This window comes from Mycobacterium sp. NGS29 (assembly GCF_059812965.1).
Genome location: NZ_JCALDR010000006.1, coordinates 323,721 through 339,121, shown reverse-complemented (window position 1 = coordinate 339,121; position 15,401 = coordinate 323,721). Strand labels below are relative to the sequence as shown.

13 protein-coding genes and 1 pseudogene are annotated in these 15,401 nt (G+C 65.6%); 10 read left to right on the top strand and 4 right to left on the bottom strand.

Annotation, left to right across the window (positions count from 1 at the left end; genetic code table 11):
• Positions 1–134, bottom strand: a 134-nt coding sequence (locus AC5Y5Z_RS11755) for a GatB/YqeY domain-containing protein (RefSeq protein WP_499925258.1), incomplete at its 3' end; no start/stop codon positions are given.
• Between the two features lie 108 nt (positions 135–242).
• On the opposite strand from AC5Y5Z_RS11755, the gene AC5Y5Z_RS11750 reads away from it, so the two are divergent.
• Genes AC5Y5Z_RS11750 through AC5Y5Z_RS11730 form a run of 5 tightly spaced genes read left to right on the top strand, consistent with a single transcriptional unit; the run spans position 243 to position 5,601 of the window.
• On the top strand, positions 243–1,511 hold the full coding sequence (locus AC5Y5Z_RS11750) for a hypothetical protein (protein ID WP_499925243.1): 1,269 nt from the start codon (positions 243–245) through the stop codon (positions 1,509–1,511).
• 13 nt (positions 1,512–1,524) lie between these two features.
• The gene (locus tag AC5Y5Z_RS11745) at positions 1,525–2,172 is read left to right on the top strand and encodes a DUF4129 domain-containing protein (protein ID WP_499925241.1); all 648 of its coding nucleotides are present in this window, start codon (positions 1,525–1,527) and stop codon (positions 2,170–2,172) included.
• Positions 2,154–3,305: a DUF4350 domain-containing protein gene (locus tag AC5Y5Z_RS11740; RefSeq protein WP_499925240.1), complete on the top strand. Its 1,152-nt coding sequence runs from the start codon at positions 2,154–2,156 to the stop codon at positions 3,303–3,305. Before AC5Y5Z_RS11745 ends, AC5Y5Z_RS11740 begins: the two co-directional genes overlap by 19 nt.
• Entirely contained in the window at positions 3,302–4,279 is a 978-nt protein-coding gene (locus tag AC5Y5Z_RS11735) for an AAA family ATPase (RefSeq protein WP_463826004.1), read from the top strand. The genes AC5Y5Z_RS11740 and AC5Y5Z_RS11735 overlap by 4 nt, the downstream gene beginning before the upstream one ends.
• The gene (locus AC5Y5Z_RS11730; RefSeq protein WP_499925238.1) at positions 4,279–5,601 is read left to right on the top strand and encodes a DUF58 domain-containing protein; all 1,323 of its coding nucleotides are present in this window, start codon (positions 4,279–4,281) and stop codon (positions 5,599–5,601) included. The genes AC5Y5Z_RS11735 and AC5Y5Z_RS11730 overlap by 1 nt, the downstream gene beginning before the upstream one ends.
• A gap of 12 nt (positions 5,602–5,613) precedes the next feature.
• On the opposite strand, the gene AC5Y5Z_RS11725 is transcribed toward AC5Y5Z_RS11730, so the two are convergent.
• Positions 5,614–6,606, bottom strand: coding sequence for a stage II sporulation protein M (locus AC5Y5Z_RS11725; RefSeq protein ID WP_473140309.1), 993 nt, complete (start codon positions 6,604–6,606; stop codon positions 5,614–5,616).
• Between the two features lie 47 nt (positions 6,607–6,653).
• Here AC5Y5Z_RS11725 and AC5Y5Z_RS11720 point away from each other — a divergent pair, with 47 nt between their 5' ends.
• Positions 6,654–7,538, top strand: a complete 885-nt coding sequence (locus tag AC5Y5Z_RS11720; protein ID WP_473140310.1) for an RDD family protein — start codon at positions 6,654–6,656, stop codon at positions 7,536–7,538.
• A 110-nt stretch (positions 7,539–7,648) separates the two neighbouring features.
• The gene (locus tag AC5Y5Z_RS11715; protein WP_499925237.1) at positions 7,649–8,371 is read left to right on the top strand and encodes a PadR family transcriptional regulator; all 723 of its coding nucleotides are present in this window, start codon (positions 7,649–7,651) and stop codon (positions 8,369–8,371) included.
• Between the two features lie 30 nt (positions 8,372–8,401).
• Here AC5Y5Z_RS11715 and glpK read toward each other — a convergent pair whose 3' ends face one another.
• Positions 8,402–9,928: a glycerol kinase GlpK gene (gene glpK / locus AC5Y5Z_RS11710; RefSeq protein ID WP_473140312.1), complete on the bottom strand. Its 1,527-nt coding sequence runs from the start codon at positions 9,926–9,928 to the stop codon at positions 8,402–8,404.
• Positions 9,929–9,998: 70 nt separating this feature from the next.
• On the opposite strand from glpK, the pseudogene AC5Y5Z_RS11705 reads away from it, so the two are divergent.
• The 3 genes and pseudogenes from AC5Y5Z_RS11705 to AC5Y5Z_RS11695 all read left to right on the top strand — a co-directional run bounded on the left by AC5Y5Z_RS11705 (position 9,999) and on the right by AC5Y5Z_RS11695 (position 12,819).
• Positions 9,999–10,637 (top strand): annotated as a pseudogene (locus AC5Y5Z_RS11705) (methyltransferase type 11).
• Positions 10,638–10,655: 18 nt separating this feature from the next.
• Positions 10,656–12,131: a glutamate-cysteine ligase family protein gene (locus tag AC5Y5Z_RS11700; RefSeq protein WP_499925236.1), complete on the top strand. Its 1,476-nt coding sequence runs from the start codon at positions 10,656–10,658 to the stop codon at positions 12,129–12,131.
• A gap of 19 nt (positions 12,132–12,150) precedes the next feature.
• A complete protein-coding gene (locus AC5Y5Z_RS11695) occupies positions 12,151–12,819 on the top strand; it encodes a class I SAM-dependent methyltransferase (RefSeq protein WP_499925234.1) in 669 nt (222 codons plus the stop codon).
• Here AC5Y5Z_RS11695 and AC5Y5Z_RS11690 read toward each other — a convergent pair.
• Positions 12,816–15,287: a PPE domain-containing protein gene (locus AC5Y5Z_RS11690; RefSeq protein WP_473140315.1), complete on the bottom strand. Its 2,472-nt coding sequence runs from the start codon at positions 15,285–15,287 to the stop codon at positions 12,816–12,818. The genes AC5Y5Z_RS11695 and AC5Y5Z_RS11690 overlap by 4 nt on opposite strands.
• Between the last annotated feature and the right edge of the window lie 114 nt (positions 15,288–15,401).

Sequence of the window (15,401 nt, the reverse complement as noted above, 5' to 3'; positions counted from 1 at the left end):
CTGGCCTCCTTGCCCGCTACCTCCTCGGTTTGGATAGCGGCGAGCACCATTCGCAGGGTCGCCGTTCGGAGCTTTTCCTGCGCCTTCATCGCGTCGGTCAGGTCCGCCCGAAGCCGGGACTTCAATTCCGCCATCTCAGAGACGCTACGCGCGCGAGAGAGCGGTCACGGCCCTACGTTGAGAAATGCCGCGACCGCCGACAGGATGGACCCCATGACGCACGTCGACAGCCGCCGCCGCCGGTGAGCACGCTGCCGCCTGACCCTCCCAACGGTCCTCAGAGTATGGAGAGCGGATCCGCCGTGGCTGATGATGTGGCACCGATCGACGCCGCCTACGCTCCGCCGCCCGCTTATGGACCGCCGCCCGCATACGCCTCCCCGCCCCCGCCGCCGGGCTACGGGCCGCCTCCCGGCTACCCGCCCCCGGGCTACGGTCCGCCCCCGGGCTACGGGCCCCCGCCCCCGGGCTACGGGCCGCCCCCGGGCTACGGCCCCCCGCCTCAGGCCTACGGCACCCAGTTCGGCCCCGCACTCATGCCGGGTGCCGCGAAACCCGGCATCATCCCGCTGCGACCCCTGACCCTCAGCGATATGTTCAACGGCGCCGTCGGCTACATCCGCGCCAACCCCAAGCCGACCCTGGGGTTGACCGCCCTGGTCGTGGTCGTCATGCAGGTCATTTCGTTGCTCACCGTGATCGGCCCGTTGACCGCGCTCAACTCGTTGGACTCCGACCGATCCGCTGCACGGGCCGGGGCAGCGGGCGCCTACCTGGCTTCGGTAGGTGGCAGCGCCCTGGTCACCTGGTTGGGCGGCATGCTGCTGAGCGGAATGCTGACCGTGGTGGTCGGGCGCGCGGTATTCGGCTCGCCGATCACCATGGGCGAAGCCTGGGCCAAGGTGCGCGGCCGCATTCTCGCCCTGCTGGGACTGGCGGTGCTGGAAGGCGTCGGGACGGCGGTGATCATCGGCTTGGTCGTGGTGATCCTGGTCGGAGTCGGGTACGTGGTCAATTCCGGCGTAGCGGTGCTGCTCGGCTTTCCGCTGCTGTTCGTGGTCGTCCTGCTGTTGGCCTACGCCTACACCGTGCTGGTATTCGCCCCGGTGTTGATCGTGCTGGAAAGGCTGCCGGTATTCGACGCGATCGCCCGGTCGTTCGCATTGGTGCGCAACGGTTTTTGGCGGGTCCTGGGCATCCAGCTGCTGGCTGCCCTGGTCGTTGGAATCGTCGGCGGCGCAATCTCGATGCCGTTCACCATTGTCGCCGAGATCATGTTGATCGGCGCCTCGGGCACCACCGGCGTGCTGGTGGGGTCCACCTTGTCAGCTATCGGGGGCGCCATCAGCCAGATCGTGACCGCGCCCTTCACCGCCGGCGTGGTGGTGCTGCTGTACACCGACCGCCGCATGCGTGCCGAAGCGTTCGACCTGGTACTACAGTCTGGCGCCCTCAATGGTCCCGCCGCGGTGGAATCCACCGACAATCTGTGGCTGACGCGCCCCATCTGACGGAGAACAACTGGTGCCAGCCATTGACATCGACCGCGATGCCGCCCACGACGCAGCGCAGCGCGAACTCAACAAGCCGATCTATCCCAAACACTCACTGACCGACGACATCGCCGACAAGATCACCGCGTTCCTGCTCCGGTTGCTACAGAAGACCTCGTCACTGCCGGGCGGTTGGTTCACTGTCAGCGTGTTGCTCATCCTGGTGGCGATCGCCGTCGCGGTTGCCGTACACATCGCGCGACGCACCCTTCGCACCAACCGCGGCGGCGACTACGAGCTGTTCGACGCCGGTCAACTGACCGCGGCCCAGCATCGCGCTACCGCGGAAGGCTTTGCGGCAGAAGGTAACTGGGCCGCTGCGATCCGCCACAGGTTGCGCGCGGTAGCGCGTGAACTGGAGGAGACGGGCGTGCTCAGTCAGGTGCCCGGCCGGACCGCCAACGAACTGTCCACCGACGCCGGGGTGGTACTTCCGCATCTGGTGGGTGAACTGTCGCAGGCGGCAACGGCTTTCAACGATGTGACCTACGGTGAGCGACCGGGCACCCAGGCCACCTACCAGTTGATCGCCGACCTCGACGATCATATTCGTTCGCGCTCAATGACTTCGACGGTGCCGGCCCAGTTGCCGGCGCCGGATTGGGCTCAGATCCGGTGACCGCCACCCGCCCGCCGCCCGGTTCCGTCCGGCAACGACGTCCGTGGCGCGCGGTCCTGCTTGCGCTGGCCGCGGTGACGGTGGTGGCCTTCATCACCACATATCTGACGGCGTCGCGCCCCGGCGGGACGCTGGACCCGGAGGCCACCAGTCCGGCGGGTGCGCATGCACTGGTGACGTTGCTGCGGGACGGTGGCGTCGAGGTCGTCGTGGCCGATACGGTCGCCGAAGTCGAGCGCGCGGCCCGACCCGACACGCTGCTGGTGGTCGCACGGACGCAGTACCTGAGCGACAACTCGCTGCTGGAGCGGGTGGGCAGGGTTCCCGGCGACCTGTTGTTGGTGGCCCCCACCTCCCGGGCACGCACCGCGCTGACGCCCCGGTTGCGAGTGGGTGCTGCCAGCAAGCTTGCTATTGAGCCCAATTGTCCGCTGCCACAGGCGAACCGGGCCGGGTCGGTGAATCTGGGGCCGAGTGATTCCTACCGGGCCAGGGGTGACCTGGATTTGGTCAGTTGTTACGGCGGCGCATTGGTCAGCTACCACGACGACGGCCGAACCATCACCGTGGTCGGCAGCAGCCGTTTCATGACGAACGACGGGTTACTCGAGGCGGGCAACGCCGCGCTGGCGATGAACCTCGCCGGCATGCGCCCCCGGGTCGTCTGGTTCGCGCCCCGACGAGCCGAGGGACACAATTCGGCACCGGAGTCGATCACGGACCTGTTCCCGGACAACGTGACATGGATCGTCTGGCACCTATGCCTGGTCGTCGCGCTGCTGGCGTTGTGGCGTGGCCGTCGGGTCGGTCCGTTGGTGGCCGAGGAACTCCCGGTCGTCGTGCGCGCCTCGGAGACGGTCGAGGGTCGGGGCCGGTTGTACCGATCCCGTCGCGCCCGTGACCGCGCTGCTGAGGCGTTGCGCACCGCGACGCTGCAGCGGCTGGTGCCGCGACTGGGCCTGGGTCCCAACGCCGTACCGCCTGCCGTGGTGACAACCGTCAGCCAGCGCAGCGGGGCCGACCCGGACTTTGTGCAGTACCACTTGTATGGTCCCGCCCCGAACAACGACACCGACCTACGAAACCTCGCCCTTGCGCTCGACGACATCGAAAGGCAGGTCACCCACTCGTGACACAGTCCCCGCCCGCGCAGTCCTCTGTCGCAGATCCGGCTCGAGACGCACTACTGGGGTTGCGCAACGAGATCGCCAAAGCCGTTGTCGGACAAGAGGGGGTGATCAGCGGTCTGGTGATCGCGCTGTTGTGTCAGGGTCACGTGTTGCTGGAAGGCGTTCCGGGAGTGGCGAAGACGTTGATGGTGCGCGCCCTGGCCGCCGCACTGCAGCTGGATTTCAAGCGGGTGCAGTTCACCCCGGACCTGATGCCGGGTGATATCACCGGCTCGCTCATCTACGACACCCACACCGCGGAATTCGCGTTTCGGGCCGGCCCGGTGTTCACCAACCTGCTACTCGCCGACGAAATCAACCGCACTCCGCCGAAGACCCAGGCTGCCCTGCTCGAGGCGATGGAGGAGCGCCAGGTCAGCATCGACGGTGAAGCCAAGCCGTTGCCGGATCCGTTCATCGTCGCCGCTACGCAGAACCCGATCGAATACGAAGGCACCTACCAGTTGCCCGAAGCTCAGCTAGACCGATTCCTGTTGAAATTGAACGTGACCCTGCCGCCGCGCGACGCCGAGATCGCGATCCTCGGCCGGCACGCGCATGGTTTCGACCCGCGTGATCTGTCCGCCGTCAAACCCGTCGCCGGTCCCGCCGAGCTGGCGGCCGGTCGGGAGGCGGTACGTCAGGTGTTGATCGCCGATGAGGTGCTGGGTTACATCGTCGACATCGTCGGGGCCACCCGGTCTTCCCCCGCCCTGCAACTCGGGGTGTCCCCGCGCGGGGCGACCGCACTGCTGGGCACCGCGCGGTCGTGGGCGTGGTTGTCCGGTCGCAACTACGTCACTCCCGACGACGTGAAGGCGATGGCCCGGCCGACGCTGCGGCACCGGGTCATGCTGCGCCCGGAGGCGGAGTTGGAAGGCGCCACGCCTGACGGTGTGCTGGACGGCATCCTGGCCTCGGTACCGGTGCCACGCTAGTGATCCTGACCGGACGCACCGGGCTGCTGGCGCTGATCTGCGTCTTTCCGATCGCGGTAGCTCCTTGGCCGGCAGGGGCTTTCGTGATCCTGTTGCTGGTGCTGGTCAGCTTGGTGACGATCGACGTGCTGTTGGCGGCGAGTCCGCGGCGACTGCGTTACAGCCGTTCGCCGGACTCGTCGGTGCGATTGGGGCAACCGGTGGACGCGGGTCTGTTGATTCACAACGACAGTCGCCGACGATTTCGCGGCCAGGTGCGCGATGCATGGCCGCCCAGTGCACGCGGCGAGCCGCGTGCCCATCGACTGGTGATCGCCGGCGGGCAACGTCAGCAGGTGGCCACCCACCTGCGCCCGGTTCGCCGTGGCGATCAGCGTGCGGCGGTGGTCACCGCCCGTTCGATTGGTCCACTGGGGTTCGCGGGCCGACAGGGTTCACAGACGGTGCCCGGTCACGTGCGGGTGCTGCCGCCGTTCCTGTCCCGCAAGCATTTACCGTCGCGGCTGGCCAAACTGCGGGAGATCGACGGGCTGCTGCCTACCCTGATCCGCGGGCAGGGCACCGAATTCGACTCGCTGCGTGAGTATGTCGTAGGTGACGACGTCCGCTCGATCGACTGGCGGGCCAGCGCGCGGCGCACCGACGTGATGGTCCGTACCTGGCGGCCCGAGCGGGACCGGCGGGTGGTGATCGTGCTCGACACCGGACGCATGGCCGCCGGGCGGGTGGGTGTCGATCCGACGGCCGGCGACCCGGCGGGCTGGCCCCGGCTGGACTGGGCGATGGATGCTGCTCTGCTGCTGGCGGCGTTGGCATCTCGCGCTGGTGATCATGTCGACTTCCTGGCCCATGACCGGGTGAGCCGGGCCGCGGTGTTCGGCGCCTCGCGCACCGAGTTGCTGGCTCAATTGGTCGACGCGATGGCGCCGCTGCAACCCGCGCTCATCGAATCCGATTGGCGGACAATGGTTGCCACTATCTTGAGGCGTACGCGCCGACGGTCGCTGGTGGTGCTGCTGACCGATCTGAATGCCACCGCTCTGGATGAGGGCCTGCTGCCGGTGCTTCCTCAGCTGTCCGCCAAGCACCACGTGTTGGTGGCCGCGGTCGCCGACCCGCGCGTCGACCAGCTGGCCGCCGGACGTTCCGACGCGGCCGCCGTCTACGACGCCGCGGCAGCCGAACGCTCCCGCAACGAGCGGCGGGCGATCGCGTCGCGACTACGCCGCAACGGGGTCGAGGTCGTCGACGCGCCGCCGAGCGAGATCGCGCCCGGGCTCGCCGACCGTTACCTGGCCATGAAAGCCACCGGCCAGCTGTAGGACGTGCCGACGCTACCCGGTCGGCACGAAGTCGGGCGCGTCCTCGATGTCGCCGGTTTCGCCGGCGGCCACCCCGCGCCGGCCGAAGTAGACGATGTAGGACAGGAACGCCACCTCGGCCAGCACGCCGATACCGATGCGGGCGAACGTCGGCAGCGGCGACGGCGTCACCATTGCTTCGATCAACCCCGAGACCAGCAAGACCGCCACCAGCCCTACCGCCACCGACACCACGCCACGGCCCTCTTCGGCCAGCACCTGCCCGCGCGGCCGATCGCCCGGCGAAATCACCGACCAGCCCAACCGCATCCCGACCGCGGCGGCCAGGAAAACCGCGGTCAACTCCAGCAACCCGTGGGGCAGCAACAGTCCGAGCAGCAAACCCCCCTTGCCGGCCGGGAACATCAGACCCGCGATCACCGCCACGTTGGCGGCGTTGTCGAAGAGCACAAACGGTATCGGCAGTCCCAGCACGACCGACATCGCGATGCATTTGGCCGCCACCCAGGAGTTGTTCAGCCACACCTGCAGGGCGAACGCCGCAGCCGGGTGCTCGCTGTAATAGGACTCGACGTCGTGATTGATCAGTTCGTCGATCTCGGCCGGCGTCCCCAGCATGGACTGCACCTCGGGGTTCCCGGCGACCCACAACGCCATGACGACAACGACGGCGAAGAAGGCCACCGCCGTCGCCAACCACCAGCGCCACGCGCGATAGGCGACGACGGGGAACGACACCGTCCAGAAACGCACAACGGTGCTGCTCATCGGGGCGTAGGCACCGGTGACCGCGGACCGGGCGCGGGCGACGAGACTCGAGAGCCGGCCCGTCACCAGCGAGTCCGACGACACCGACCGCAGGATCGACAGGTGGGTGGACACCCGCTGGTACAGCTCCACGAGTTCGTCGACCTCGGCGCCGGTCAGCGAACGACGCTTCTTGATCAGCTGTTCCAGCCGGTCCCAGGTGCCCCGGTGGGTGAGCAAGAACGCGTCGACGTCCACGCTGCGCAGCCTACCGGCGGGCCACCGCCCCTGTAGCGTTCCCAGGTATGTCGGAGGTGGTGACCGGGGACGCCGTGGTGCTCGACGTCCAGATCGCGCAGCTACCGGTGCGCGCGCTCAGCGCGATCATCGACATCACCGTGATCGCCTTCGCCTACTTCGTGGGTCTGGTGTTGTGGGCGGCCACCCTGTCGCAGTTCGACCAGGCGTTGACGATCGCGTTCCTGATCATCTTCACGGTGTTGGCCATGGTCGGCTATCCGGTGGGCATCGAGGTCGCGACGCGCGGACGTTCACTGGGCAAGATGGCGTTGGGTCTGCGCGTAGTCTCCGACGACGGCGGTCCGGAACGCTTCCGGCAGGCGCTGTTTCGCGCATTGGCGGCGGTGATCGAGATCTGGATGCTATTCGGCAGCCCCGCAGTGATCTGTAGCTTGTTCTCGCCGAAAGGCAAGCGGGTCGGTGACTTATTCGCGGGCACCGTCGTGGTGAGCGAACGGGGTCCGCGGCTGGCGCCTCCGCCCATGATGCCGCCCCAGCTGGCGGGGTGGGCCGCGTCCCTGCAACTGTCCGGGTTGACCGCTGGCCAGGCCGAGGTTGCCCGCCAATTCCTTTCCCGGGCAATGCAACTCGATCCCCCGCTGCGTGAGCAGATGGCTTACCGGATAGCCGGCGATGTGGTAGCACACATAGCGCCGCCGCCACCGCCGGGGGTTCCGCCCCAACTGCTGCTGGCCGCGGTATTGGCCGAACGGCACCGGCGGGAACTCGCGCGATTGCGGCCGAGCGTCGGACCGCCGATGCCACCGCCGAATTGGTCACCCCCACAACCGGCGGCCTGGCAACCGCCGCCACCGGTGGCCTGGCAACCGCCGCCCACGACGACACCGTCGACGAGTGCCGATCCCGGCGGATTCTCGCCGCCGAGCTGATACCGCACGCCACCCCGGCCCACCGGTCCCACCGGCAGGGCGTTGCACTACGCTCTTTTCCGATATATCGTGATATTAATCAACACATCGAAATATTCGAAGGACATACCATGAACACCCCATTCACACCCCCTACCGGCCCATTCGGCCCCGGTCCGTTGGGCGCCCGCCCCGGATTCGGCTTCGGTCCGGGCCCCGCCCAGCGACGGGCGTTCCACGGCACCAAGCGACACGCCCGACGCGAATTCATCGAGAACCTGCGTGAAAACGCCGGTGACCAGGACGGACCGTTCGGTTTCGGCCCCGGCTTCGGACCCGGCTCCGGCTTCGGACCTGGTTTCGGTTTCGGCCGACCGGGATTCGGCGGACCCCGCGGCGGCGGACGGCGAGGCGGCCGCGGTCGTCGCGGCGACGTGCGCGCCGCGATCCTGGTGCTGCTCGGCGAGCGGCCCATGCACGGCTACGAGATGATCCAGCAGATCGCCGAACGCAGCAACGGTTTCTGGAAGCCGAGCCCCGGTTCGGTCTACCCGACCTTGCAACTCCTGGATGACGAAGGCCTGATCACCGCCAACGAAACCGATGGCAGCAAAAAGCTTTTCGAGCTGACCGACGAGGGTCGCGCTGCCGCACAACAGGTTGCCACCCCGCCTTGGGAGGAGATCGCCGACGGCGTGGACCCCGCCCATCTGAAGTTGCGGACCGCAGCGCGCCAGCTGTTCGGCGCGGTGGGCCAGTCGGCCCAGGCGGCCAACTCCGAGCAGCAGCAACGCATTGTCGACGTGCTCAACAACGCGCGTCGGGAGATCTACGGCATTCTCGGCGAGGACTGAAGCTGCCGTCGTGGCAGTGGACCCTGGACCTCAGGACACATCAACCCAGTCCAGGGTCCGCTGCACCGCCTTTCGCCAACCCTCGTACCCGGCGGCACGCTGGTCGTCGTCCCAATTCGGCGTCCAGCGCCGGTCTTCCTGCCAGTTGGCGCGCAGATCAGACGCGTCGTTCCAGACTCCGACCGCCAGACCCGCCGCGTAGGCCGCACCCAGTGCAGTGGTCTCGGCGACCACCGGTCGTACCACGTCCACACCCAACACGTCGGCCTGGATCTGCATACACAGATCGTTGGCGGTGATACCACCGTCGACCTTCAATATCTCAAGTCGCACACCGGAATCGGCAGCCATCGCATCCACCACGTCGCGGCTTTGATAACAGATCGCCTCCAGCGTCGCACGGGCCACGTGCGCGTTGGTGTTGTACCGCGACAGACCGACGATTGCGCCGCGGGCGTCGGATCGCCAATAGGGGGCGAACAATCCGGAGAATGCGGGCACGAAGTAGACCCCGCCGTTGTCGTCGACCTGACGGGCCAGTGACTCGCTTTGTGCGGCGCCGCTGATGATGCCGAGCTGATCCCGCAGCCACTGCACCGCCGATCCGGTTACTGCGATCGAACCCTCAAGTGCATAAACAGGTTTGGCGTCCCCGAATTGGTAGCAGACGGTGGTCAGCAGACCGTTCTCGGACCGCACAATCGTCTCACCAGTGTTCAGCAACAGGAAATTGCCGGTGCCGTAGGTGTTCTTCGCCTCGCCGGAGTTCAGGCAGACCTGGCCGACCATCGCGGCGTGCTGGTCGCCGAGCACGCCGGTGATCGGAACCTCACCGCCAACCGGCCCGTCTTCGGTCGTGACGCCGTAGGGTTGCAGCGCCGACGACGGCTCGATTTTGGGCAGCATCTCCCGCGGGATGTCGAAAAACGACAGCAGCTCGTCGTCCCAGTCCAGTGTCTCCAAGTTCATCAGCATGGTCCGGCTGGCGTTGGTGACGTCGGTGACGTGCACCCCGCCGCGCGGACCGCCGGTCAGGTTCCACAGCACCCAACTGTCGGCGGTGCCGAACAGCGCGTCGCCGCGACGGCCCGCGTCGCGCACCTCGTCGACATTCTCCAAGATCCACTGCAACTTCCCGCCGGAGAAATATGTCGCCGGCGGCAGTCCGGCTTTACGGCGGATCACGTCGCCGCGACCGTCGCGGTCCAACGCGGTGGCAATGCGGTCGGTGCGGGTGTCTTGCCAGACAATCGCGTTGTAATACGGCCGCCCGGTCTTGCGATCCCACACCAGAGTCGTCTCGCGCTGGTTGGTGATGCCCAGTGCCGCAATGTCTTTCGAGGTGAACTTGGACGAGTTCAACACAGTCCGCAGCACCGAGACGGTGCGCTCCCAGATCTCCACCGGGTTGTGTTCGACCCAACCGGCCTTGGGCAGGATCTGGTCGTGCTCGAGTTGGTGGCGGCCCACTTCGGTGCCGTCCTGATCGAAGATCATGCAGCGGGTGCTGGTGGTGCCCTGATCGATGGCAGCTATCAAGTCAGGAGATTCGGCCAAGATGCACTCCTAAAGTGGCGGGATTGCTTCATCGTTCATGATTGCTTATGTGGCTGTTGACATCGAGGGGATGCCACGCGGCGGTCCCGACGCGTCGTGGCTCGACCGGCGGCTGGAAACCCAACGGCTGGAGTACATCGACCGCGACGACGCAGGGAGGAAGAAGCGGGCGGCGATCCGTTCCCTGGATCGCATGGGACGGCTGTTCGGGCTGCACAAGACCATCGCCGGCATCGTGCTCGAGGAAGTCCGCGACGTGGCCGAACCCAGGATCCTCGAACTCGGGTCCGGCCACGGCGGGCTCTCCCGCACCCTGCTAAGCATGCACCCCGGCGTGCGGCTCACCGTCACCGACGTGGATCCGGCACTGGTGGCCGTCGTTTCACCATCTGCCGCCGCTGCCGGCGGCCCGGGTGTTCGCCGAAGGCACGCGCGTCGCGGCGACTTGGTGATCATCGATCTGCCCCGGCCGCGGCCGGCGCTGCACATCCTGCGACTGGCGCACATGCTGCCGCTGGCGATGTTCGCGATGCCGCATGACGGCGTGATCAGCTCGCTGCGAGCGTACAGCCGCTCCGCGCTCCTCGCGCTGGCCCGGCACGCCGACCCTGCGATCGAAGTCACGTTGCGGGGCGGCACCGTGTTCAACAGGTCCTTACGGCCCCTGCCGCTGGTCGCGGTGGCAAGCCGGTTGCGCAGCGCCCGCTGAACCTGTTGCATCGTTGTTGTGGGCGAAGAAGTCAAGCGCACCACGTATGACCGTGCACATCGGCGGGAATACCGGCGCAAGGTGCAGCTGTGTCTCGATGTCCTCGAGACGATGCTCACCCGCAGCAGCTTCGACGTCGAGCAGCCGCTGACCGGCATGGAGATCGAATGCAATCTTGTCGATGCCGACTATCAACCAGCCATGTCCAACCGATTCGTGCTAGAGGCGATCGCCGACCCGGCCTACCAAACCGAATTGGGGGCCTACAACATCGAATTCAACGTGCCACCCCGTCCGCTGCGCGGTCGCACCGGTCTGGACCTCGAACAAGAGGTCCGCACCAGCCTCAATGACGCGGAGCTGAAAGCGAATTCAAGCGGATCGCACATCGTCATGATCGGCATCCTGCCCACCCTGATGCCCCAACATCTCTCGGACAGCGGATGGATGAGCGAATCGCTGCGTTACACCGCTCTCAACGAGTCCATCTTCCGCGCCCGCGGTGAGGACATCCCCATCAACATTGCCGGTCCGGAGCCGCTGCACTGGCAGGCCGGCTCGATAGCACCCGAATCCGCCTGCACCAGCATGCAATTGCACCTGCAGGTGGCACCGGAGGATTTCGCCCCCAACTGGAATGCGGCGCAGGTCCTGGCGGGACCGCAATTGGCATTGGCCGCGAATTCGCCGTTCTTCTTCGGCCACCGACTCTGGTCGGAAACCCGTATCGAACTGTTCGCACAGTCCACCGACACCCGATCGGAGGAATTGAAAGTTCAGGGCGTACGGCCCCGGGTGTGGTTCGGTGAGCGCTGGATCGGCTCTGTTGCCGACCTGTTCAAGGAGAACGTCCGCTATTTTCCGTCTCTCCTGCCCGAGGTGTCCGACGAAGACCCCGTCGCCGAACTGACCGCGGGACGCGCCCCGGCGCTGTCGGAACTTCGTCTGCACAACGGCACGGTCTACCGGTGGAATCGCCCGGTGTACGACGTGGTGGACGGCCGCCCGCATCTACGGCTGGAGAACCGCGTATTACCGGCCGGACCCAGTGTTGTTGACATGCTTGCAAATTCGGCTTTCTATTACGGCATGCTGCGCAGCTTGTCGGAGGCCGAGCGGCCGGTGTGGACGGAGATGGGTTTTCCGGTGGCACAACGTAATTTCTTGCAGGCGGCGCAGCAGGGTATCGAGGCACAGTTGTACTGGCCCGGCGTCGGGGTGATCGGTACTCAACGATTGGTGTTGGACACGTTGCTTCCGATGGCGGATGACGGCCTGCAGCGCTGGGGTGTCGAGGTGGCAGTGCGGGACCGGTTTCTCGGCGTGATCGAGGCCCGCGCGAAGGCCCGGCGTAACGGTGCGAGTTGGCAGGTGACCACCGTCGCAGCATTGGAGGAAGCGGGAATGACCCGGCCACAGGCCCTGGCCGAGATGTTGCGCCGATACTGTGCGCACATGCACGCCAACGAACCGGTGCACACCTGGGATATCTAGCGGCGCGTACGTTGGGGTCATGACGACACCGGAGCCGATGGACTGGGACGCGGCGTACAAAGAGGAAGTCTTCCAGGCGCCGCCACCGTGGAATATCGGCGAACCGCAACCAGAGCTTGCCGCATTGATCTCTGCGGGAAAGGTGCACGGCGTGGTCCTGGACGCCGGATGCGGGGTCGCCGAATTGTCGTTGGCACTGGCAGCTGCTGGATACACCGTTGTCGGCGTCGATAATTCGCCGACCGCCATTGCCGCGGCCATCAAGGCGGCGGAAGAGCGCGGACTGGGTAATGTCACGTTCGCCGTCGACGACATCACCAAGTTCTCCGGATACGACGAACGGTTCGGCACGGTGATCGACAGCACGCTGTTTCATTCGTTGCCGGTCGAGGATCGCGACGCGTATCTGCAAGCGGTACATCGCGCGGCGGCTCCCGGTGCGAACTATTACGTGCTGGTGTTCGCCAAAGGCGCGTTCCCCGAGGATCTTCCGGTCAAGCCGAACGAAGTGGACGAGGACGAGTTGCGCGCCGCCGTCGGCAAGTACTTCGAAATCGACGAGGTGCGCCCGGCCGCTGTGCACGCCCGGATGCCCGACCTCCCGGACGCGCCACCGTGGCCGCATCCGCGCGACGATAAGGGCCGCGTGATGATGCCGGCGTTCTTACTGTCCGCGCGTAAGGCTTAGGTGGTGCCTTGCAGGAAGATACCGGCCAGGTGATGCCCGATGTTCTCGATGCCGGAAAGCACGTTGTTGGCGGCCACCCCAAGCGTGCCGATATTGCCGAATCCGGAGATCGCGCTGCCCCAGTTCGAAATCCCTGACGACCCTTCGCCGAAGACATTCCAGCCCGAGGTCGACAGAATTCCCAGCGGGTTCTGGTTGACGAAGCCCGACAACCCGGTTCCCCGGTTGTAGAAGCCCGAACTGCCACCGACGCCGCTGTTGAAGAATCCCGACGACGGGTAGTCGACGGCGTTGAAGAAGCCGGGGGCCGGCGGGATCTGGATTTCCGCGATGGTGGTCGCATCCAGGGTGATGCTGGGGATGTCGATGGCCGGCAGGCTGAAGTCGCCCAGCCCAATCGGTGGGATGACCAATTCCGGGGTGCTGAACGGTGGAATGGTGATCTGCGGAAGGTTGAATGCGTCGAGTTCGATCGGCGGAATGTTGATCGTGGGCAAGCTGAAATCTGGCCAGCTGATTGCCGGTAACTCGAACGGCTCGAGGTGAATCGGGGGAATAGTGATGGGATCGATCGTGAATCCGTTCAGGGTGATCGGCGGGATGCTGTACGGGTTGCCGCCAGGTCCGCTGATGGTGAGGGTGGGCAGCGTCATATCGCCGATCCCCACACTGGGGAAGAAGAACGCTCCGATAGATCCGCCGGCGATATTCGTGATCGTGATCGGAATATTAAACGATTCCAGATTGACACCGAGCGCCGGCAAAATGATGCCGGTATCGATAAGCCGGATCACCGTTTGCCCACCACCACTGATAGCGATATTGAATAGCGGAATGTTCAGCGTGGGGATGGCGATGGAAGGCACGGTCACCGTCGGCAAATTCCATTCGTTTACCGTAACCAGCGGTGTCTCGAAGTTCGGGATAACGATCTCGGGCAGCGTTACCTTAGGTACCGATATAGCTGGTGTGGTGATCTCCGGCAGATCGAACCCGCCGATACTGAACTGGGGCAGCGATCCCGCTTGTATTGCGATCGGCGGCACCGCAATCGCCGGCAGATCGAACGCACCAAGGCCGATCGGCGGCAGCACTAATCCTGGGAAGTCGATCGGACGAATAGTGATCTCTGGCAGCGAGAACGCCCCCACCGGGATCGGGGGGACGTGGATGGGCGGCAGCGTGATGTCAGGGGTGCCGATTCTGACGTAGGCCCCGCCCTGGTGGTCACCGGTGAAGAAGAAGCCGTTGTTCTGGTTACCGAAGTTGAAGGCACCGGTGTTGAGGTTGCCCGAATTGAAGAATCCGGTGTTGGTGTTGCCGATGTTGAAGCTTCCGGTGTTCGTCGAGCCCGGGTTGACGTCACCGGTGTTGAAGCTACCGACGTTGTAGCTCCCGGAGTTGGTTGAACCCGCGTTGAAGTTACCGGTATTGAAGGAGCCGGGGTTGAAGAATCCGGTGTTGGCAATACCCGAGTTGCCAAAGCCCGTGTTGTAGCTACCGGAGTTGAAAAGCCCGAAGTTGCCGGTTCCCGAGTTGAAGAAACCGATGTTCCCGCTGCCGGAGTTGAACAGACCGATGTTGTTGGTACCAGAATTCAGCTGGATGCCGACTTGGTTGTCCCCGGTGAGCCCGATGCCGAAGTTGTTGTTACCAGTGTTTCCGAACCCGACGTTGAAGTTACCGGAATTAGCGAAACCCTGATTGCCGCCACCGAAATTACCGAATCCGAGGTTCGAGATACCCAGGTTGCCCCAGCCGATGTTGGAATTACCCAAGTTGGCTGAGCCGATGTTGCCGTTGCCGGAGTTGCCATTGCCGAAGTTGCCGATACCAACGTTGCCCAGACCGATATTCGAGGCACCGACGTTGGCCAGGCCGATGGTGATGTCGATCGTCCGAGTGGCCGCTGCGGCCAACGGCGTGCTCCCGGCCATACCGGCCAGCGCTTGCAGTGGCTGCGCGAACGGTACGAGCGCGGAGACCGCGGCCGACGCGCCGCTGTAATAGCCAACCATCGCGGCGACATCGGCGGCCCACATCTCCTCGTAGACCGCTTCGGCGGCCGCGATCGCCGGCGCGTTGAACCCGAAGATGTTCGACACCACCAGGCGCACGAAGTCGGTTCGATTGGCGGCCACGGCAAGGGGATGCACGGCAGCCGCCACCGCCGATTCGAAAGCACTCACCGCCGCTTGGGCCTGCGCCGCGGCGACGGAAGCATGCGTGGCCGCCGAACTCAGCCACCCCGCGTACGGCAGTGCCGCTGACGCCATCGCTGCCGCCGCCGGCCCCTGCCACGCCTGGCCGGCCAGACCCGAGGTCACTGACGCGAAAGTCTCAGCGGCTGAACTCAATTCCGCGGACAGACCGTCCCAGGCCGCAGCGGCCTCCAGCAGCGGGCCTGGTCCGGCGCCGGTGAAGAGCCGCAACGAGTTGAGTTCGGGTGGCAGCACAAAGAAACTCATCAGGGGACCTTTCACCGGAGTCGTCAGCGACCTGCAGCGAAAGGGCATAGGTGCCCACCCTGCACCCAAACGCGTACCGAGCGTCAAGTTACTCCACACGCGTGCAACGTGACT

Bases quoted from the DNA above. Each gene is read 5' to 3' on its own strand.
- AC5Y5Z_RS11695 (WP_499925234.1), top strand. From the start codon at position 12,151: ATGACGACACCGGAGCCGATGGACTGGGACGCGGCGTACAAAGAGGAA.
- AC5Y5Z_RS11690 (WP_473140315.1), bottom strand. From the start codon at position 15,287: ATGAGTTTCTTTGTGCTGCCACCCGAACTCAACTCGTTGCGGCTCTTC.
- AC5Y5Z_RS11715 (WP_499925237.1), top strand. From the start codon at position 7,649: ATGAACACCCCATTCACACCCCCTACCGGCCCATTCGGCCCCGGTCCG.
- AC5Y5Z_RS11720 (WP_473140310.1), top strand. From the start codon at position 6,654: ATGTCGGAGGTGGTGACCGGGGACGCCGTGGTGCTCGACGTCCAGATC.